Source organism: Halalkalibacter wakoensis JCM 9140, assembly GCF_000513095.1.
GTDB classification, from domain to species: domain Bacteria; phylum Bacillota; class Bacilli; order Bacillales; family Bacillaceae_D; genus Halalkalibacter; species Halalkalibacter wakoensis.
Genome location: NZ_BAUT01000003.1, coordinates 75,231 through 94,406, shown reverse-complemented (window position 1 = coordinate 94,406; position 19,176 = coordinate 75,231). Strand labels below are relative to the sequence as shown.

21 protein-coding genes and 1 pseudogene are annotated in these 19,176 nt (G+C 38.0%); 5 read left to right on the top strand and 17 right to left on the bottom strand.

What is annotated here, in order from left to right; translation table 11 throughout:
• Positions 1–29: 29 nt before the first annotated feature.
• The 5 genes from JCM9140_RS02730 to JCM9140_RS02715 form a co-directional block, all read right to left on the bottom strand.
• Positions 30–1,853: a UbiD family decarboxylase gene (locus tag JCM9140_RS02730; RefSeq protein ID WP_034742004.1), complete on the bottom strand. Its 1,824-nt coding sequence runs from the start codon at positions 1,851–1,853 to the stop codon at positions 30–32.
• 193 nt (positions 1,854–2,046) lie between these two features.
• On the bottom strand, positions 2,047–2,448 hold the full coding sequence (locus JCM9140_RS02725) for a carboxymuconolactone decarboxylase family protein (protein WP_034742001.1): 402 nt from the start codon (positions 2,446–2,448) through the stop codon (positions 2,047–2,049).
• A 15-nt stretch (positions 2,449–2,463) separates the two neighbouring features.
• On the bottom strand, positions 2,464–2,991 hold the full coding sequence (locus JCM9140_RS25095; protein WP_369384390.1) for a thiamine pyrophosphate-dependent enzyme: 528 nt from the start codon (positions 2,989–2,991) through the stop codon (positions 2,464–2,466).
• 59 nt (positions 2,992–3,050) lie between these two features.
• The gene (locus JCM9140_RS25090) at positions 3,051–4,094 is read right to left on the bottom strand and encodes a thiamine pyrophosphate-binding protein (RefSeq protein WP_369384389.1); all 1,044 of its coding nucleotides are present in this window, start codon (positions 4,092–4,094) and stop codon (positions 3,051–3,053) included.
• A 23-nt stretch (positions 4,095–4,117) separates the two neighbouring features.
• Positions 4,118–6,376 carry an EAL domain-containing protein gene (locus JCM9140_RS02715; RefSeq protein WP_034741998.1) on the bottom strand — a complete coding sequence of 753 codons (2,259 nt, stop codon included), beginning with the start codon at positions 6,374–6,376 and terminating at the stop codon, positions 4,118–4,120.
• 196 nt (positions 6,377–6,572) lie between these two features.
• Between JCM9140_RS02715 and JCM9140_RS22255 the strand changes: the two genes are divergently transcribed.
• The 4 genes and pseudogenes from JCM9140_RS22255 to JCM9140_RS02700 all read left to right on the top strand — a co-directional run bounded on the left by JCM9140_RS22255 (position 6,573) and on the right by JCM9140_RS02700 (position 8,634).
• Positions 6,573–6,797 carry a dual specificity protein phosphatase family protein gene (locus JCM9140_RS22255; protein WP_052002018.1) on the top strand — a complete coding sequence of 75 codons (225 nt, stop codon included), beginning with the start codon at positions 6,573–6,575 and terminating at the stop codon, positions 6,795–6,797.
• Positions 6,798–6,824: 27 nt separating this feature from the next.
• Positions 6,825–6,965, top strand: coding sequence for a protein-tyrosine phosphatase family protein (locus tag JCM9140_RS23500; RefSeq protein WP_166485445.1), 141 nt, complete (start codon positions 6,825–6,827; stop codon positions 6,963–6,965).
• Between the two features lie 154 nt (positions 6,966–7,119).
• Positions 7,120–7,428 (top strand): PadR family transcriptional regulator, encoded by a 309-nt coding sequence (locus JCM9140_RS02705; RefSeq protein WP_034741996.1) that lies wholly within the window; start codon positions 7,120–7,122, stop codon positions 7,426–7,428.
• A 15-nt stretch (positions 7,429–7,443) separates the two neighbouring features.
• Positions 7,444–8,634 (top strand): annotated as a pseudogene (locus JCM9140_RS02700) (chromate transporter).
• Between the two features lie 130 nt (positions 8,635–8,764).
• On the opposite strand, the gene JCM9140_RS25085 reads toward JCM9140_RS02700, so the two are convergent.
• The 7 genes from JCM9140_RS25085 to nikA form a co-directional block, all read right to left on the bottom strand.
• Entirely contained in the window at positions 8,765–9,202 is a 438-nt protein-coding gene (locus tag JCM9140_RS25085) for an MATE family efflux transporter (protein ID WP_369384391.1), read from the bottom strand.
• Positions 9,181–10,110, bottom strand: a complete 930-nt coding sequence (locus JCM9140_RS02695) for an MATE family efflux transporter (protein ID WP_369384388.1) — start codon at positions 10,108–10,110, stop codon at positions 9,181–9,183. The genes JCM9140_RS25085 and JCM9140_RS02695 overlap by 22 nt, the downstream gene beginning before the upstream one ends.
• 34 nt (positions 10,111–10,144) lie before the next feature.
• Positions 10,145–10,915: an ABC transporter ATP-binding protein gene (locus tag JCM9140_RS02690; RefSeq protein ID WP_034741994.1), complete on the bottom strand. Its 771-nt coding sequence runs from the start codon at positions 10,913–10,915 to the stop codon at positions 10,145–10,147.
• On the bottom strand, positions 10,912–11,730 hold the full coding sequence (locus JCM9140_RS02685; RefSeq protein ID WP_034741992.1) for an ABC transporter ATP-binding protein: 819 nt from the start codon (positions 11,728–11,730) through the stop codon (positions 10,912–10,914). The genes JCM9140_RS02690 and JCM9140_RS02685 overlap by 4 nt, the downstream gene beginning before the upstream one ends.
• A complete protein-coding gene (gene nikC / locus JCM9140_RS02680) occupies positions 11,727–12,575 on the bottom strand; it encodes a nickel transporter permease (protein ID WP_034741989.1) in 849 nt (282 codons plus the stop codon). The genes JCM9140_RS02685 and nikC overlap by 4 nt, the downstream gene beginning before the upstream one ends.
• Positions 12,575–13,522, bottom strand: coding sequence for a nickel ABC transporter permease (gene nikB, locus JCM9140_RS02675; protein ID WP_034741986.1), 948 nt, complete (start codon positions 13,520–13,522; stop codon positions 12,575–12,577). Before nikB ends, nikC begins: the two co-directional genes overlap by 1 nt.
• A 76-nt stretch (positions 13,523–13,598) precedes the next feature.
• Positions 13,599–15,146 carry a nickel ABC transporter substrate-binding protein gene (gene nikA, locus JCM9140_RS02670; RefSeq protein WP_052002017.1) on the bottom strand — a complete coding sequence of 516 codons (1,548 nt, stop codon included), beginning with the start codon at positions 15,144–15,146 and terminating at the stop codon, positions 13,599–13,601.
• Between the two features lie 243 nt (positions 15,147–15,389).
• Between nikA and JCM9140_RS02665 the strand changes: the two genes are divergently transcribed.
• Positions 15,390–15,731, top strand: a complete 342-nt coding sequence (locus JCM9140_RS02665; protein WP_034741980.1) for a hypothetical protein — start codon at positions 15,390–15,392, stop codon at positions 15,729–15,731.
• A 94-nt stretch (positions 15,732–15,825) separates the two neighbouring features.
• Here JCM9140_RS02665 and JCM9140_RS02660 read toward each other — a convergent pair whose 3' ends face one another.
• From JCM9140_RS02660 to cobD, 5 genes are read right to left on the bottom strand one after another with little or no spacing between them, the layout of a single operon-like run.
• Positions 15,826–16,251: a bifunctional adenosylcobinamide kinase/adenosylcobinamide-phosphate guanylyltransferase gene (locus JCM9140_RS02660; protein WP_034741977.1), complete on the bottom strand. Its 426-nt coding sequence runs from the start codon at positions 16,249–16,251 to the stop codon at positions 15,826–15,828.
• Positions 16,203–16,826, bottom strand: coding sequence for a histidine phosphatase family protein (locus JCM9140_RS02655; RefSeq protein WP_081727537.1), 624 nt, complete (start codon positions 16,824–16,826; stop codon positions 16,203–16,205). The genes JCM9140_RS02660 and JCM9140_RS02655 overlap by 49 nt, the downstream gene beginning before the upstream one ends.
• Positions 16,778–17,536, bottom strand: coding sequence for an adenosylcobinamide-GDP ribazoletransferase (cobS, locus tag JCM9140_RS02650; protein ID WP_034741974.1), 759 nt, complete (start codon positions 17,534–17,536; stop codon positions 16,778–16,780). Before cobS ends, JCM9140_RS02655 begins: the two co-directional genes overlap by 49 nt.
• Positions 17,536–18,090 carry a bifunctional adenosylcobinamide kinase/adenosylcobinamide-phosphate guanylyltransferase gene (locus JCM9140_RS22250; protein ID WP_081727536.1) on the bottom strand — a complete coding sequence of 185 codons (555 nt, stop codon included), beginning with the start codon at positions 18,088–18,090 and terminating at the stop codon, positions 17,536–17,538. The genes cobS and JCM9140_RS22250 overlap by 1 nt, the downstream gene beginning before the upstream one ends.
• Positions 18,087–19,166 (bottom strand): threonine-phosphate decarboxylase CobD, encoded by a 1,080-nt coding sequence (cobD, locus tag JCM9140_RS02640; RefSeq protein WP_034741971.1) that lies wholly within the window; start codon positions 19,164–19,166, stop codon positions 18,087–18,089. Before cobD ends, JCM9140_RS22250 begins: the two co-directional genes overlap by 4 nt.
• Between the last annotated feature and the right edge of the window lie 10 nt (positions 19,167–19,176).

Sequence of the window (19,176 nt, the reverse complement as noted above, 5' to 3'; positions counted from 1 at the left end):
CAACTACATTAGTTCAAGGGTTTTCCCACCTAATTAACAAGGCGACCTAAACTGCCCCCTTCAACAAAAAAACGTTCAATGTTCTTCATTACCTCTTCGTTTGGAATAAGAGGAGGAGCATGATGTGGCTTTATTCGTGCATCAATGATGACATTCTCACAACCCCAATGTTTATATTCATAAAAACTTTTTACTCCATAAATATCATGTGATGGGTTGCTACGTGTAAAGGTTGCCCAGAGAAAATTGTGCATCGACTCGCTTACAAACGTGCTATCATCACATAAAATGATAAATGGGCAAGTTGTGAGCGGACCTTGTTTTTCGATTTCTTTAGCTATACCTCTCATTTCCTCTTCTGCATTCTCATATGAAGTAAATGGAGGAGCTTCGACAGCCACAGCACCAGGCATAATTACATTAGGATTGGTGAAGTTTTTCAATGGCTTTGGTACCTCTTCACACAACTCCCTTTTCTTCTCACCATAAGCTGCAAAAATCACTTTACTACCTGTATTTAATCCTGTACCTGAATAATCTAGCGTATCAATGGTCGTATTTGTTTGGAAATGAATATCTCTCTTTAAGTCTATTCGTTCTAACATGTGCGCTAAAAATGCCTCTTCATTTCGAGTGGCTAAAGGTTCTTTGTCTTCTGCAGTTATAAACAAATACTTTGCAAGACTCAATTGACCCGTGCCTAAAATCCGGTTGGATTGGGTTAGTAGTTCCGTTGGCCGTTCGACTTTTTGATATGGTGTGTAACGCTCACTTCCGATTGCAAATAAAAGAGGATGTACTCCTGCCGCATCAACAGCATGTACCTCTTTCACTCCTGGAATTTCTTGCTTAATCGCATCACCTGTTATTTCATGAATCAAATCGCCAAACGCCGTATCTTCTTGCGGAGGACGACCAACAACTGTGAACGGCCAAATTGCTTGTTCTTTTGCATATACTTTATGAACTTTCATAACAGGAAAATCATGCGTTAAACTATAATATCCTAAATGATCACCAAAAGGACCTTCTGGTTTCGTTTCTTCAGGGTGAATTTCCCCCGTAATGACGAAATCAGCATCCAGGCTAATACAATAGCCGTCAACATATGTATGACGAAAACGACGGCCAGATAACAGACCAGCAAATGTTAGTTCACTAAGCCCTTCTGGAAGAGGCATGACTGCAGCAAGCGTATGAGCCGGTGGCCCCCCCACAAAAATGCTTACCTTTAAAGGCTTGCCCAGTCGATTGGCTTTTTCTTGATGTACCCCAATCCCCCGGTGGATTTGATAATGTAATCCAATTTCTTTATTTTCCTCATATTCATTTCCGTTAAGCTGGACACGGTACATTCCTAAATTAGCATTCATCATGCCAGGCTTAGTAGGATCTTCAGAATACACCTGAGGCAGCGTAATAAATGCTCCACCATCGTCTGGCCAATGATGGATAAGAGGCAGATCCGATATTTCAATTTCTTTAAAGTCTGACATGGCACTTGTTGATTTTTTGAGCGGCAATGCCTTTGTTGCCGTTATCCCTGAACTAACATGCTTGAAAGGATTTTTCAAAGCACTCATCGGATCATTTCGTAGGGCAATCACACTTTGTGTTGCTTCTAACGTTTTACGAAAAATAAATTTGCTCCGTTCGATGTTCCCAAATAGATTGGATACGGCTCGGAATTTGGATCCTTTCACATTTTCAAATAACAGGGCTGGACCATTTGCATCAAAAACTTTTAGGTGAATAGCCGCCATTTCAAGGTCTGGATCAACCTCTTCCTTAATTCGTACTAATTGACCATGTTTTTCTAAATCCAAAATACATTCTTCTAGGTTACGATACATGTTTTTAGCTCCTATTTCTTTAACATCATTAAATGTATTATACTTGTTCTTTTTTACAATGTCTGCAATCTAACCGAAAGATATGCTTCTTCTGCTTCTTCAATCATCGACATTATTCACCGGGAAATGGTTTCATGTAAATACAAAAAAAACACACCTGCTGTCGTCTATACAACAAGTATGTTTTTTTGCGTTATTCATTGTTGCCTTCCAATTTAATGCCTTCTTCTTCAAAAATTTCCATAACAATTGGAAAAGCCGTTACCGATTTAGGAAATCCAGCATATGCAGCACAATGAATAACCACTTCAACAATTTCCTTAGGCTCTAACCCAGCATGCAAAGCTGCTCTTACATGAAAACGTAATGCGTCAAAGGCTCCCTGAGTAATTAAGGACGACAAAGTAATTAATGCTCTTTGCTTTAAATCTAATTGGTCTCTCGTCCAAATTTCTCCGTATCCAAATGAGATCATCATATCTTCAAAGTCAGAATTTATATCATTAAATCTTTTTAGTAAATTTAAGTTCGTTTCGTCGGTTAATTTTCCAAGTACTTCCATTCCCTTTTTATATCTTTCATCTTTTTGTGTCATTTACTTCACTCCCTGTCATCCCCTCCTCATAGTCGGCGGGATTTCATTATGGTCCACAATTACTTCAATTACGGTTGTTTCTTCTCGTTCTAATGCTCGTTCAAGGGACTCCTTTAAATGTGCAGAAGTTCTACATGTATAAGAGGTAGCCCCCATAGACGCAGCGAAATTTGCAATTTGGACTGGTGATTCTAAAGCTGTCCCAACAGCTTTACCTACATGAGCTTTCATCCCTTTATCTACCATATCCAATACACTGTTGTTCAAAACAATAAAAATCACAGCCGCGTGTGCATTTACTGCTGTCGATACTTCTGTTCCTTGCATTAACATACAGCCATCACCGGTTAAGCAGATCACTTTTTTATTTGGTGCAGCCAATTTTGCACCAATAGAATACCCTATAGCATGTCCCATTGCCCCAAACACGTCATCAAAAAAGAAAGTACCTGTTCGTTTTATATCGTACCCTTGAATCGCATAAAATGTGTGACTTCCATCATCTCCGAAAAGAATGCTTTCTTCCGGAAGAACATGATTCATAACGGAAATCGCCTTCCTAGCTGAAATAAATGATTCCTGTTCTTCCCCAACTTCTAATTCTAGCTCATTTTTTCAGGATCCATTTGATCAAATTGATTGTCTTTCGCACGGACAATACGTAATATTTCCTTTGCGTTTGCTTTTATATCACCCGAGACAAATAGAGTAGGTACTTCTAATGATTTCCCTACAAACGTTTGCTCATAATCAAAATGAATGACCTGTTTGGGATAAATCTCTTTATGTAAACCTGCTAAAGACATGTCACTTAATTTTGTGCCCATAACAACCATAAGGTCAATGCCTAAATTAAAATAATGATGTGCTTTTTCCGTTCCTCCTAGACCAAAAGCCCCTAATGACAGTGGGTGCCGACTCAGAAAAGTCCCTTTCCCCCCCGGAGTTGTTACAACTGGAATGTTCCAATGTTCTGCCAACAACCTTATTTCTTCATATGCTTTACTAGAGTGAACACCTTTTCCTAAAAACAAAACAGGATTCTGAGCTTTTTCTAGTAAGTCAATGACCTCGTGCAGCTTAGGAGAAAGCATTTCTTGCGGAATTGGCAAATTAATTGAAAAGGGCTGAATTTCTTCCATTAACACATCTGCGGGAATGGTTAGATGCACGGGCCCTTTGACACCTGAGTAAGCTTTTTCCAGAGCATGTGTTAAATAAGCTTTCAGTAAATCTCCTCTTTCTACTCTTGCACTGAATTTAGTGACAGGTTTGAACAAATCCACTAAATCTGTACCAAATAGCGTGGAATCTTGCCCTTGCGCTTTTCCGGTATCTTTCATCGATGGATGGCCTGTAATAATTAAAATGGGAATATGAGAGGCTTTTGCTTGTGCAGCTGCTGTAATAAGATTAGTTCCTCCTGGTCCTGATGTCCCAACTGCAACACCTATCTTTTCGCTCAAAAGCGAATAACCTGTTGCTTCGTAACCGGCTCCACTTTCATGCTTACTTAACACAAACTCAATCTCTTTTTGATCAATCGCTAACAATAAAGGTACTACTGCTTTTCCTGGTATACCAAAAACATGAGTTATTCCCCACTTTTTAAAGTGATCTGCTAGTATTGCCGCAACTTTTTCCATCTACGTCTCATCTTCCTCGTACGTTATTTTTTGTTTTGAAAATCTCTTATCATCTGATCCAGATTAGCTTCTAGCTCATAAGGTGATAATGGTTTCATAAAATAATAGCCTTGAACTTGATCACAGTTTTGCTCTTTCAAGTACTGAAGTTGTTCTTTATTCTCTACACCTTCTGCTATTACTTTCATACCTAATCCATGAGCCATAGCAATGATCGTGCCAACAATCTTTGCATCATTTTCATCTACTAAAATATCATTAACAAACGATTTATCAATTTTTAGAGAATGAATTGGAAATCGTTTCAAATAACTTAGAGAACTATACCCTTTTCCAAAATCATCCATGCTAATAGAAACACCAAGTTCACTTATTTCATTTAGCACTTTTACTGCTCTGCTAAAGTCCATAGCCATTGATTCCGTTATTTCCACCTCTAAACAGTGCGGATCAAGGTTTGTCTTTTTAAGAGTCTCTTTCATTACATCAACTAAGTCTTGTTTTATAAACTGTTGAGTAGATAAATTAACAGATACCTTTACTTTAGGAAGAATCTTTTTTTCTTGCCATTCTTTATTTTGACGACAAGCTTCTTCTAACACCCATTCACCAATCGAAACAATTAACCCCGTTTTTTCCGCTAAAGGGATAAATTTGCAAGGTGGTATCATTCCCACCTCTGGGTGATCCCATCGAATTAAAGCCTCTAATCCAATCATTTCTCCCGTATGAATGTTTACTTGTGGCTGATAATGCAAAACGAATTCATTTTGTTCAACTGCTTTTCGAAGTTGTGTTTCCAGAAAAAGCTCCTCACTTGAATCTTTGTACATTTCAGGTCTAAAAATCGTATATCCGTTTTTCCCATGAGCTTTTGCCTTATACATTGCTGTATCTACTTGGACCATATAGTCTTCAATGTCTGTTTCATCATCAACACGATAGAAGGCAATCCCAATGCTTGCTGTCGTATGAAATTCGTTATTGTTGATCGTAAATGGATGATTAAACTCTTTAATGAGTCTATCAGCTACTGCCGTAACATTATGTTCAGTTTGATAATTCTTTAATAGGATAATAAATTCATCGCCACTAATTCTCGCTAGGAGATCTTCAGGCTCTAAACAATCTCTCAACCTCTTTGTGACCGATTTAAGTAATTGATCCCCATTGCTATGACCAAATGTATCATTAATTACTTTGAAACCATCTAAATCAATTAATAAAAGAGCAATATCTTCAACAACTTCTTGCCTTATTTCAAATAGTTTATGAAGTTCGTGATAAAAATAACGTCTATTAGGTAGCCCCGTCAGTTCATCATGAAAAGCTAAGTAATTATATCTTTCTTCCATTAAATAACGCTCTGTAATATCACGGAGTTGAGCAAACGCACCGACCATCTTTGCATTTTGATTATCAAAAATGGGTTGTGCATCAAATAAACAAATGATCGTTTCACCACGATTGTTTGTAAATTTCATTTCAACATCTTTAAATATTTTTTGAGAATGTATGACTTGTTCGAAATACTTTCCTGTAATTGCTGAATTAAATATATCTTTTCCTATTATTTCATCTCTCGAAAATCCTGAAAGTTTCTCAGCAAATTGATTATATTCGATTACCTTTCCATTCACATCTGTAATGATGATTGCGTTTCTAGTCCGGCTGAGCATAATTTGGTTCATTATATTCAATTTTCTATTTTGTTTTCTTAGTAGTAGCTCGCGCTCAATCGAATCAACGATATTGGACAACATATTTAAATATAATGGATTTTGTAATTCAACTGTTGTCATAATCGATATACTACCTAACAGGTTATCCATATCCGTATAATGAAAAGCAACACCATAACAGGCTGTACCATGTAGAAATTTATGATAATGATCATCACCAATTAGTTGAATAGGGTGTCGCTGTTGCAAGGCTAAACTAATGACATTTGTCCCCATATCATGCTGAGTAAACTGGGCTCCTGACTTGATTCCTAATTGCTGAACTGTCGTTTTAATCGTTTCGTCTCCAACCATTTCAAGAATGAAGCCCTTTTCATCTGAAATCACGACTAAAATAGGAGTACCTTTTAAAGCATGCAACAGTTTATATGAGAAGAAGCTAACTACTTCTAAAATTTCTCTATATGATTTCTGTTTTTTTTCTAATTGATGAGCTGTCATGTTTACACTCGGTTTTCTAACTTCATTCGGATCCATTCCAGACTGTTGACACATCTGTTTTGAATCCAATATGTATTGAGGCGTAACTTTTGTAGACATTGATGATCAACCTCCTATTAACAGTATAGTCGTGTTGTTAATAGAATGTAAACGCAAAAACAAGAATTTTGTCGTTTGCTTTACATTTTTATGATAATGGAAATAGTCAAGTTGTCACAAACCCAGAAACTAGCTAAAATATAATAGAGGTGATTGATATTGTCTGATTTTCAAGTCGTTAATTAAAGGGATATTTATGTGTGGAGAAAAAGAAGTAAGCAACATAACAGATTCAGAGCTTATTACTTATGTTGTTGACCTTCGTGCTGAAGCTACAGATAGTGTTGTTCCTAATGAACAAATAGACTGGATTCACATTCCTCTAGTAGACGGGGAGAGGAACCAACTAAAGAACTTAGAAAAAGCCATCTCGTTCGTAGTCGAAGCATTTAAAGACAACAAAAGAGTTGTCCTTCATTGAAAAGGTGGTAAAAGCCGCACAGGTAGTGTGGCCATTGGGGTATTGATTAAGCTAGGGATGGCAGAAACGGTCGAACAAGCAGAAAAAATGGTCCAACAAATTCGGGCTCAAATCCAAATCCATCCTGAATTCAAGAAAGATTTACAACAACTTTTTCCAAACACTTAACAGAAGTGCTCTCTCAACCTGTTTTTGATCAGGAGAGAGAGTTTTTTTATGTAAATGTTTTATTAACTTTCTCGTCTCTTTATTGAACCTTTCAGTTCAATTTGTTACCGTTGTAATATCGGTTTTCGATAATGAAAAGTTAAGGAGGAATTGTTTGAGTGATCGAGTTTTAAGGAAGCTATTTTTAGGCTTTATCCAAATACATATTTTGCATCACGCAAATGAAAAACCCATATTTGGCCTGTGGATGTTGGAAGAATTAAAAGAACATGGGTACGACTTAAGCGCCGGAACTCTCTACCCTATCCTTCATAACATGGAAGCAAATGGCTTGCTCATAAAAACAGAGCAAAAAGTGGATGGAAAGGTTCGAAAGTATTATTCAACGACAGCAAAAGGGCAAATGTTATTGGAAGAAGCTCGGACAAAAGCTTATGAGTTATTTAAGGAAATTAAGAAATAAGGAAGGTGATCAAAGGTGGAAGAGAAAAAAACGAATAAATTACAGTTATTGATCGAAATTTTTCTTGTCTCAACAAGGCTTGGCTTCACTTCTTTCGGTGGACCAGTGGCTCATTTAGGCTATTTTCACAATGAATATATTCGCAGACGAAAGTGGATGGATGAGAAAAGTTATGCTGACTTAGTAGCTTTGTCAATTCTTACCTGGTCCTGCGAGTAGCCAAGTTGGTATTGGAATTGGTGTCATGCGGGCGGGGGTTTTAGGAGGGATTGTCTCGTTTCTAGGTTTTACACTTCCTTCGGTTATCGCTTTAATTGTGTTTGCATTGTTATTACATAGCCTTGGATTTACAGAGGCAGGCTGGATTTACGGCTTAAAAATTGTTGCCGTCGTTGTCGTTGCTCATGCGATTTTAGGTATGGCTAAAAATTTGACTCCGGATGTAAAAAGAAAAACGATTGCATTATTTGCTGTTGTCACGACATTGCTTTGGCAAACAGCTTTCACTCAAGTTGGGGTTATTCTTGTCGCTGGTTTTATTGGATATCTTTTATATAGGCAACATGTAATTGACGATGATTCAGAACCTGTTACATTTCCGATCTCGCATCGCTTTGCAGTAATTTGTTTGACCTTGTTTTTTGGTTTACTAATTGCTTTGCCTATTTTTAGAGAAATGACAAATCTTAGTTGGGTTGCAATGTTCGATAGTTTTTACCGAGCTGGTTCCCTCGTCTTTGGAGGTGGACACGTTGTCTTGCCTTTACTTGAGCGAGAATTTGTTCCAACTGGCTGGTTGAGTGAAGAAGAGTTTCTGGCTGGATATGGTGCCGCCCAAGCTGTACCAGGTCCTTTATTTACGTTTGCTGCGTATATTGGTGCTGTTATAAATGGATGGCAAGGTGGGCTTTTAGCAACAGTTGCTATCTTCTTACCAGCTTTCCTCCTCATTATAGGTACACTGCCTTTTTGGAATTCACTAAGACGGAACCCTAAGATTAAAGGTGCCTTAATGGGTGTAAATGCTGCTGTTGTTGGCATTTTAATCGCTGCTCTATATCATCCGATTTGGACGAGTTCCATTTTATCAGCAAAAGACTTTGCTTTTGCTGCCATTTTGTTTAGTATGTTGGTCTTTTGGAAGCTTCAGCTTGGGTAATTGTCCTAGCAGGCGCTGCTGGTGGGTTTTTCTTATCTATTATATAAAAGGAGGGTATCCTAAAAGGCATTTTTCAGTCTTTTAGGACACCCCTATAGCTTTTCTCGTTTCTCTAAAAGCGTAACCAATCCGTTCCCCGTCTTCCTACCCCTCTATTACAAAAACAAACAGCACTGATTAAAATTTAGTCTTTGTTAATCTTGGTACATACAATGATAAAAAGAAGGATCGCCCGAAGCTAAACAAGACAAAAGCCAACCAAATTCCATGCTGCTCGTAAATCGGTACAAAGAACCAGATTGCTGCTGAAAATATAATTAATGCAAGAGCAATGGAGTCTCTAACAGATTTGGCCTCTGTAGCTCCAGAGAAAATCCCCTCTAATTGTAATCCCCAAAATCCCACAAATGGAAAGATGAACAACCAAATTAGTAGATCGTTAGCTAGTAGCCTTACATCTAGTAACGTCGTAAATAATGCAACGATCGATTCACCCAACAACAAGATAACAAAAAACAAACAAATCGCCGAACCAAATCCCCATTGTCCAGATAACGAAAATGCACGTTTATAAAGTGAGAGGTTTTTTCCTCCTATCGCTCTTCCAACAAGAATACTCGAGCATTTGCAAACCCGCCAAATAAATAAGCCATAATATAATGAATTTGTAGTAAAATTGCATTGGCTGCTAGTGTTACTTCTCCCATACTTGCACCTTTTGCTGTAAAGACACCGGTCATAACTAATAAACAAACGGTCCGCAAGAAAAAGTCTCTATTTACTCTCAGCATCTTTAGAAGAGGTTTCGACTCTAGTAACATTTGCTGGTTTACTTGTGAGATCTTGTCCCTATTTGCTTGAAAAATCACCCATGCTCCAAACAGAACAGCACTGATTTCAGAAATAACGGTCGCATACGCTACTCCTGTAACGCCCATTCCTAATCCTAATACAAAAACAATATCTAAAATGATATTTAAAAGATTCATCGTAATCTGAGTGGCTAAAGCTAACCGAACCTTACCCATTCCAATCAACCAACCGATCATTACATAGCTTAGCAGAATAAAAGGAGCCCCCCATATTCGAATAGAAAAATAATCAGCAGCAAAACTAGATACTGCTTCACTTCCACCAAATACTTGTAAAGCTACATGTATAATAGGTTTCTGCAAGATGATAAAAAGCAAACCAAACAAAACAGCGATCATCATTGGTCGCAGGAAAGATAATAGCATCTCCATTTGATTGTTTGCCCCTTCAGCTTGTGCCGTGAATCCACTTGTACTTACTCTGAGAAAGCCAAGCAACCAATACATCGTATTAAAAATGACCGCTCCTATTGCTACTCCACCAAGAGCAGCCGCGTCAGGAATTTGACCAATTACAGCCGTATCAACTGCACCTAATATCGGAGTGGAGATCCCTGAAATAATAAGAGGGATAGCCAGTGTTAAATACTCTCTATGAGTAAAAGTCTTTGTTTCTTTTAATTCTAGTGAAGACGATGTCGCTAGCTTCATATGTTTCTCCCTCAATCTATCTATCTTTCGTTCTTTAATCAATCCTTGCTGCTTGAATTAAAGCCTTCGTATAATGATGGCGTTTGTCATCATATAATTGTGATAACTCAAATTGATCGACCATGAAGCCATCTTTTAGTACCATTACCTTCTCACATAAAAAGGAAACCGCCCTTATATCATGAGAAATAAATAAAATGGTCATATTCGTATGTTGTTGAAGCTGTTTCAACAAACGTAAAATTTGCACTTGTACTGTAACATCTAAGCTAGCTGTAGGTTCATCACATACAAGAAGGGATGGTTCAATACTGATAGCCCTTGCAATACTCACACGTTGTTTTTGTCCTCCACTTAACTCTCCCGGATAACGATCCACCATGTCTTTCTCTAATCCAACTATTTCTAAAAGTTCTTGAGCTATTTCTTTTCTTGAAAGACCTTCTACTTTTATAAAAGAGGGAGTGATTTCCTTAAAGTTATCTAATGGCTCAAGTATGCTTTTCCAAATTGGTAATTTTGGATTCAACGTACTTGTCGAATCTTGAAAGACCATTTGAACTCTTTTCCGAAACTGCCTTAAATCAGAACGTTTCCTTGGAGCTATTGGCTTACCATGATAAGTAATCCTGCCTTCTTTATACGTTTCCAATCCTAATAAAATTCTACCCAACGTACTTTTCCCACTGCCACTCTCTCCTACAATTCCTATGCATTCCCCTTCATTGACACAAAAGGAGACTGAATTCAATGCTTGAACTCCTTTGGAATAGCGCTTGGAAAGACCTTCTACAACTAAACTCATCCAGACATCACTCTTTCATCCGTTATTAATGTTTCTCCAGGAAGAGCAAGTAAACAAGAACACAGCTTTTTCGTGTATGGATGTTGATGGTGACAACGAATTTGTTCGGGTAGTCCCTCTTCAACAATTTCTCCTTGGTTCATCACATACATTCGATCCGTTCGTTTATATGCTTGAGCTAGATCGTGCGTAATCATTAACACTGCACAACCGGTTTCTCTGCGAACTTCATCTATATAATGCAATACCTTTTCACCATTCATTACATCAAGTGCTGTTGTCATTTCGTCACATATTAATAATGAGGGTTTTAGTGAAATAGCCATTGCAATCGAAGCACGCTGCAATTGTCCACCGCTTAATTGAAACGGGTAACTAAAGAAGACTCGGTTTGCTTCCAAACCCATTTTATCAAGAACTTGCAAAGCTATACTTTGCGCCTCTTTTTTTCGAACCTTTTGATGCGTACAAATGGTCTCGACCATTTGCTTTCCTATTTTTATAAATGGAGTAAAGCTCCCACGGTAATCTTGAAAAATCATACCAATTTCATTTCCTAAAAGTTGACGATGTGCTTCTGCAGAGAGACTTACTAAGTCATCATTTTTAAATAGAATCTGACCATTTAGATTCATTCCATGTGGAAGCAGACCCATAATGGCTCTAGCCGTTAAACTTTTTCCACTTCCGCTTTCCCCGATGAGTCCCACAACCTCCCCTTTCTTCACCTCAATATTGACGTTTCTTAAAAGAGTTTTTTCCCCAGATCTTATCTGAATATTTAAATTCTGAATACACAGTAGAAATTCGCTCACAAACCATTCCCCCCTTTTCGAATATCAAAGTAACTTTTCAGTCCATCACCTAGTAAATTGCAACATAAGACAGTTAACATAATAGCAAGTCCAGGATAAATCATTAAAGAAGGGACAACTTGAAAATACCCTCGTCCATCGTTAAGCATGGCCCCCCATTCTGGAAGTGGTGGCTGTGCTCCAAGACCGATATAGGATAATGCGGAAATAAGTAAAATCACTTTTCCGACGTCAATCGCTGCCATGACAATAATGTCTGGCATCACTTGCGGCAGCAAATGCATACGAATCGTTTTGAACGAGCTCGAATTAGAAACTTTTGACACGAGTACATACTCTTTTTCTTTTTCGGCCAAGACTAATCCGCGAACAACACGTGCATAAACAATCCATCTGACTAACACAATTGCAATAATAATATTGGTTAAACTAGGACCTAACATTCCAGCAATGGCAATGGCAAGTATGAAGTCAGGAAAAGCTAAAATGCCGTCGATCATCCTCATAAATAAGGCATCTATTTTTCCACCGATGTAACCAGAAAGAAGTCCAATGGGAACACCGATACAAATAGACATCATTATGGCAAACATCCCTAAACCAATTGTCAACTTAGCACCATAAATGATTCTTGAAAATACGTCTCGACCTAGTTGGTCCGTCCCAAGTAAGTTGCCAGAAGACACACCTTGCAACCTATTATTCATATCAATTTGAAAAGGATCATGCGGGACAAGAACGCCTCCCAAAAACGTAATACATGCAAGGAAGAGCGCAAGGATTATTCCTATACTCAGATTAGGGTTACGAAACAATCGAGAATTTTTGGTCAATGCTGTTTCCATCACCCTGCCTCCTTTCCTTGCTTGATTTGCGGGTTAATCAATACGTACATCACATCTACAATAAGATTTGATATCACAACTAAAAATCCCACTATAATAATGTATCCCTGAATCACAGGGTAATCACGCTGCATCACGGCATTTACTATTAACTCCCCCATCCCCGGCCAGGAAAAGAGGATCTCAATAACCGTTATTCCTCCAAGAAGACTGCCAATGCTTAAACCAAACATAGTAACGAGTGGAATGAGGCTCCCTCTAATGGCATGAAAAAGAAGAACCCGCTCTTTCCGTAACCCTCTTGCTTTTGCTGCTTCAATATAAGAGCTTTGTAATGTAGCAATGAGTCGTTCTCGTAATAAGCGAATATACATTGGGGCCATTGCAATACCTAGTGTGATTGATGGCAAAACAAAATGAGCCAGTGTTCCTGTCCCCATGACTGGTAAAAGGTTAAAGGTTAAAGAGAAAACATAAATTAATAACAAACCTAACCAAAAACTCGGAATGGAAGCTCCCATCATCGCGATCCACCTGCTTACATAATCCGGCCATCGACCTTCATAGACAGCGCCTAACACTCCTAATGGAATGGAAATCATAAAAAGTACAATCATGCCTCCTATCGTTAATGCAACTGTTGCTGGCAATCTGCTCATAATCATATCCAGTACCGGTCTTTTCGCAATGACAGACTCTCCTAAATCAAATTGAGCAACATTCCAAAGCCATTGACCGTATTGAACTAATACCGGTTGATCATAACCATATTCTTTCCTTAATTTCTCTTCTTCTACTGTTGTTGAAATAACATCATCTACTTTTAAAATGGCTCTAATGGGATCCCCCGGTGTGATTTTCATTAATAAAAAAGTCACAAAAGAGAGCACTAAAATCATGATGAGTAACTGGACAAATCTTGAACCAACAATGGATAAAATCTTCATTTTTCTCACCTGCCGAAATCTTTTAAACGAACAAGAAAAGTGAAAGTGTCTTTAAAAAGGCACTTTCACTCTTTTGCTATTCTACGTCCATTTTATTTGTAATTAGGTAATACTCTTCCGTACCTGGGCTCCAGTTTTTGACGCGTTCATTAACACCTACAATGATATGAGGATATAAGATAAATGATTGCGGAACGTCTTCCTGAATGATTTCGACCGCTTGCTTTTGCAAAGCAACTCGCTCATCGACGTCAGCTGTTACATTTAACTGTTGGATTAATTCATTTAACTCTGGAATATTAATTTGACCTGGATTCAAAGAGCCCTCTGGTAAGTAAGCAACATTCAAGAAATATCCACCGTCTCCCCTAGGAGCTGTTAAGATAGAATAAGTTGCTATATCCCATTCATCTTGTTGATCCCATAAGTAACTATCAATATTTTCAACTGTTATAATATTCAATTCCAATCCGATATTTGCCGCTTCTGCTTGTAAATATTGAGCCATTAAAGGCAATTCAGGTCTTCCTTGAAACGTTGCTAATGTTAATGTAAGAACCTCTCCGTCTTTTTCTAATTTCCCATTTTCATTTTTCTCAAATCCAGCTTCTTTTAGGAAAGCCTCTGCTTGAGCTGGATTGTACTGTTCTGGTTCTTCTTCACTTGCGAATGCAAAGTTAGGGTTAAACGGACCATTTGCCGCTGTTGCATGCCCATTCATGATTTCACTTACTGCGATGGGACGATTTAGAAGTAGATCAATGGCTTTTCGAACGTTCACATCTTGTAAAGCAGGTTTTGCTGCATTATAAAGAATAAAATGCGCACGCAAACTCGAAACCGATTCAACTAGAAGGTTTTCACTCGTTTCAATTGGGTCTAGTGCTTCAGGAGGCAAATGATAGGCAATATCTGCTTCTCCTGATTGAAGAGCAAGAGCACGAACATTTCCATCAGAGTTGAACTTAATTGTCACATCATTTATATTTGCTGCTCCATCCCAATAATCAACATATCTTTCAAGCTTTATTTCTGTTTCTGATGTGAACTCAACTACTTGAAATGGACCAGTTGCTATTGGTTGTTCACTAATGTTTTCTACATCAACCTTGATAATAGAAGCATTTGGATGTACTAATTCTGAGACAAACGCTGGATACTCTTCAGTCGTTGTAAACGTAATCTCCTGTCCGCTTGCTTCCATGGATGCAATTTTTAGATTGGATCCAAGTGTTCCGTTGACTTCCAGCAGACGCTCAAATGAAGTTTTAACAGCTTCTGCGTCAACTGCGGTACCATCATGGAATGTGACATCCTTTCTAATCGTAAACGTCCACGTTCTCTCATCGTTTTGTTCCCAAGATTCCGCTAACCATGGCTTAATTTCTAGATCTTCATCCACTTTTACTAGCGTCTCTGCAATGCCTGCACGCACTCCCATCCAGTCTTGATGAGGATCTATTGTTGTAGAGGCAAAGCTGAACAACATCGTTAACGACTTTTCTTCCCCTTCCCCCACACTGTCGTTCTGAGATTGAGAAGTACTTTCACTTTGGTTACAACCTGTTACAAAAATGAGAAGAACTGTAAACAAAGAAAGGATAATTGCCTTATTTCTAATCAATATTTATTCACTCCTATTCAAATAAATCGAAATCATTATTATTTGCACTTGTTTACTATACATAGCTGCTCTTATAACCGTCAAGAACTAAATCGTAAATTTTACGATTTATTTTAAAAGAAACAATTTTGTTTATACATTGCTCATTCTCTTACAACAACCTCATTACAGTTACCGACAAAACTGTTTAATCAAACTACTATAGGGAAAAGATAAAATAAATTAGTAAAAGGAGGTTTCAACATGGCGCAAGAACATTCGATTCATGAAAAACATCCTCATAAGCATAGTGTCGCGTGTGGTCATACGAAAATAAAACATGATGATCATATTGATTATGTTCACAATGGGCATCTTCATCATGAACATAATGGACATTGGGATGAATGCACAATCCCAGTATCTGAAACAAACCCAGTTGAATGTGTACCAATGAATTGTGGTTGTTCTCATGACTCAGATTGCGGTCATGAGCTAGTCCCTCACGGAGATCATATGGACTATCTTGTCAACGGGCGATTACACCATGTACATGGTGATCACTGTGATGACCACGGACCTGTCGAACTCGTCAGTGTTCAATAAATGCAATCTACAAACGAAAAAATCTCCAATACAATTGTATTGGAGATTTTTTCGTTGATTTTTTATGATTATACCTTGATGAGTCAAGAGAATATCATTTTAATTTTTGATGTAGTCCATTCCAAACATAATGAACCTCATCGGCAATTTCCACAGCATCTTGGGCTATCCATCCTAGAAGATCCCTTAACAGCCGGTCCCTCTTCTCAATCGGAACAATCCCTCTTCCTACTTCTAAAACAATAAGAATGATTTCACTGTCTCTTCTTTTCTCTTCCCTTTTCATTTGTTGTAAGAACTCTCTTATACTCAATCGGATGTTAGCAAGTTTTTCGTTTTTTTCGATTTCATGTGCTACCCAGGTTTCCCAGCCCTCTAGCACTAACAGGGAGTCCTTTTCCCAAATAGAATCCCATTTAGACAAAGGATCACGATTATATGCAGATAACCAGCTGCTCTTCCCCATTTTTCTTACAATTTTTCTTTTTCCTGAGAAGGCACCTCCGATAACGAGTTGCATAGCCATTCTCCTTCCTGCCAAATAAATGACAACTTAATTGCTTGTCCATGCTCTACTGACACACTCCAAAACGAAACATGCGGTAACAATTTTGAGACGACATAACGAATAACGCCTCCATGAGATAAGACGAGAACGTTATTATATGGTCTTTCCCGCTTAAATAGCTCATTTATAAATGAATCAATTCTAGACTGAAATGATTCAAAGCATTCTCCATTTGGTATTCGCACACTTTCCCGTTGATCTAGCCACTGCCGATAGATGGGAACATGCTGGAGCTCTTCATACGTTTTTCCTTCCCAATCTCCAAAGTTAATTTCTCTTAATCTCTTATCAATCAAACTGTGTGACGGAACTTCCAAATAAGACAATGTTTCTTGACAGCGTCGCAAATCACTCGAAAAGACACCGTCAAATTCAATCTTTTTTAATTCGTTTTTTAACTCATCTAACTCATTTAACTCGCTTTTAATCACACTTACGTCCGTCTGACCTAAATAGCGTTTCTCTTTATTCCAAGTCGTTACCCCATGACGAACGAGAAATAAGTCCATATGATGGCAAGTCCCCATAATTCTCCTCCTTCAATCGCCGCCCCTAACAAATCACCGTTAGATCCTTTAAATTGATAAGCCATCCATGCACCGAAGAGAATATAAAAGAATATGTATGCTGGCAGTAAAAAGAGAAAGTCATTAAACCAAAAGAGAATAATAGCAATAGGTAAAAAAGCGCATAAACCGTCAAACCAGCTAATATTCATTTTCCATTCCCAAGCTAACCCATGTTGTTTCGCTGTGGGCAGAGCTAGCATAAGAATAACGGCACCTAATCGAGAAAAAGCTAAAACAAATAAAAAGGAATAAATAAGAGTGCCTCCATCAATCAGTAAATAAACCAATAGACATTTCCAAGCTAATAAAAAAAATAGTGCAATGATTCCGAAGCTTCCTACATGGGGATCCTTCATAATTTCCCACTTTTTTTCTAGCGACCTGTTTGATCCTACTGCATCTGCCACGTCCATCCAACCATCTAAATGCAAGCCACCACTTAACCAAACCCAAGCAGTTAAAAGGACCAGTACCATCATAGATAGAGGAAGAAACGGCTCCAATAAAAGATGAATGGCCATAAGGAAAACCGCCATAATCATCCCCACAAGGGGGTAACTTCGGATTGCCCATCTACTAGTGTCTCTATTCCATGGACATTGGACCGGAACAGGTAATCTCGTAAGAAACTGAATCGCCAATAAAAAACCATACAATAGTTGTTTCATTATGCTTCCCCCTTCCAAAAAATCGGAAGTCCTGCTGTAACTTGTATTACTTGTTCAGCTTGCGTAACCAACCGTTTATGTACATGTTGCAATGTCCACACATATTGGAGTACCTCACGCGAAAAATAATGAGGTAGCTCTTCATTCACGTCATTGGAAACAAAAATAACATAAAGTTCTTTTTCTTTTATAATCTTGATCCATCTGTCAACGGTTTCTTCAATTTTGTGAATGCCCCACTTTTGATTAAACATCACATTATTTAGCCAAATCGTTACACAGTCAACTAATAGGACGTCTTGTTTCGTACATGTAGAAAGGAACAACGAAAAGTCATAAGGCTCTTCTATTGTCTCCCAGTCTACTATTCGCATTTGTTGATGAATCCGAATTCGCTCCTTCATTTCAGCATCACTTCTTTTCGATGTTGCAACGTAATACAAGGAGACTTTCTCAGATCGACTTTTTCTTTCATGAAAAGCTGAAACAGCGAGCTTCTCTGCAAACTGACTTTTTCCTGAACGGGCACCACCTGAAATAAACGAAATCATCATTCATTTCTCCATTTCTTCAGGAAATGGAGAAATTGTTCATTTTCAGCTTTTGAACGAACGGCAATGCGAATATACTTCCCGTCTAAACCTTTAAAATTATGCGTATGCCTTGTAACGATTCCATGTTGTAATAAAAATTGAAAAAGCTCATCTGTTTGCGGCCGCTTTAGATCTTGTAACAAATAAAAATTAACACTTGAAGGAGAAAGGTAAAAATCTAATTGCGTTAATGTTTTTCTTACATAATGAGATTGCTCTTGTAACCATTGCTTTGTTTGCTCAACAAACATCGTATCACTTAGCAACTTAGGAATAATTGAGTTTACTAAAGCGTTAATGCTCCAAGGAATTTGCACATCCTTCAAGGTCTGGATGATGTTTTCAGTAGCTATGAGATAGCCAGCTCTAAGTCCAGGAATTGTATACATCTTTGTCAGGGATCGCAACAAAATTATATTTGAATAAGAGGCTAACCATTTTGTTAATGGTGCTATCGAACCTGGTAAAAAGTCTACAAAAGCTTCGTCTACAACTATGGTTGTACCAAATTTTTTTCCTGCTTTTAATAATTGGATAATGTCTTCCTCTTTCACAACCGTTCCTGTAGGATTATTCGGTCTGCACAAAAAGATTACATCTGTTACGGGGAGCTTTGCAAGGATGCACGACATCGGTAATTGAAATTCGTTGTCGATATCATAAAAAACATGATCGACCTTTAAATGATAATGTTGACACGCTCGTTCATACTCCGAAAAAGTTGGATGAACAATTAATGCGTTTTTCTTTTCAAAGTATTTCGCTACTAAAAAAATCGCTTCTGCTCCGCCATTTGTTAGTAAAACCTGATCTTTATGTATTCCCTCATGCTTCGCTAATGCCAAATGACTCTGATCATACGATGGTTCGGGATAATGAACAAGTGTGTCATATTGCTCTTCTAATGCTTGCTTTAACCAAGAAGGAGGCCCAAGTGGATTTAGATTAGCACTAAAATCCAACATTTTGTGTTCCGGTTTTATATTAAATAACTGTTTCATTGTTTCAGGTTGTCCCCCATGATTCGGCCATTTCATCGTTTCACCT

Coding starts and splice junctions, on each gene's coding strand:
- JCM9140_RS02665 (WP_034741980.1), top strand. CDS start 15,390: ATGGCGCAAGAACATTCGATTCATGAAAAACATCCTCATAAGCATAGT.
- JCM9140_RS02655 (WP_081727537.1), bottom strand. CDS start 16,826: ATGGGGACTTGCCATCATATGGACTTATTTCTCGTTCGTCATGGGGTA.
- JCM9140_RS02725 (WP_034742001.1), bottom strand. CDS start 2,448: ATGACACAAAAAGATGAAAGATATAAAAAGGGAATGGAAGTACTTGGA.
- JCM9140_RS02715 (WP_034741998.1), bottom strand. CDS start 6,376: ATGTCTACAAAAGTTACGCCTCAATACATATTGGATTCAAAACAGATG.
- JCM9140_RS25090 (WP_369384389.1), bottom strand. CDS start 4,094: ATGGAAAAAGTTGCGGCAATACTAGCAGATCACTTTAAAAAGTGGGGA.
- JCM9140_RS02730 (WP_034742004.1), bottom strand. CDS start 1,853: ATGTATCGTAACCTAGAAGAATGTATTTTGGATTTAGAAAAACATGGT.
- JCM9140_RS25095 (WP_369384390.1), bottom strand. CDS start 2,991: ATGAATCATGTTCTTCCGGAAGAAAGCATTCTTTTCGGAGATGATGGA.
- cobS (WP_034741974.1), bottom strand. CDS start 17,536: ATGAAACAACTATTGTATGGTTTTTTATTGGCGATTCAGTTTCTTACG.
- JCM9140_RS22255 (WP_052002018.1), top strand. CDS start 6,573: ATGTGTGGAGAAAAAGAAGTAAGCAACATAACAGATTCAGAGCTTATT.
- cobD (WP_034741971.1), bottom strand. CDS start 19,166: ATGAAATGGCCGAATCATGGGGGACAACCTGAAACAATGAAACAGTTA.
- JCM9140_RS02690 (WP_034741994.1), bottom strand. CDS start 10,915: ATGAGTTTAGTTGTAGAAGGTCTTTCCAAGCGCTATTCCAAAGGAGTT.
- nikC (WP_034741989.1), bottom strand. CDS start 12,575: ATGGAAACAGCATTGACCAAAAATTCTCGATTGTTTCGTAACCCTAAT.
- JCM9140_RS02695 (WP_369384388.1), bottom strand. CDS start 10,110: ATGAAGCTAGCGACATCGTCTTCACTAGAATTAAAAGAAACAAAGACT.
- JCM9140_RS02660 (WP_034741977.1), bottom strand. CDS start 16,251: ATGCAACTCGTTATCGGAGGTGCCTTCTCAGGAAAAAGAAAAATTGTA.
- JCM9140_RS22250 (WP_081727536.1), bottom strand. CDS start 18,090: ATGATGATTTCGTTTATTTCAGGTGGTGCCCGTTCAGGAAAAAGTCAG.
- nikB (WP_034741986.1), bottom strand. CDS start 13,522: ATGAAGATTTTATCCATTGTTGGTTCAAGATTTGTCCAGTTACTCATC.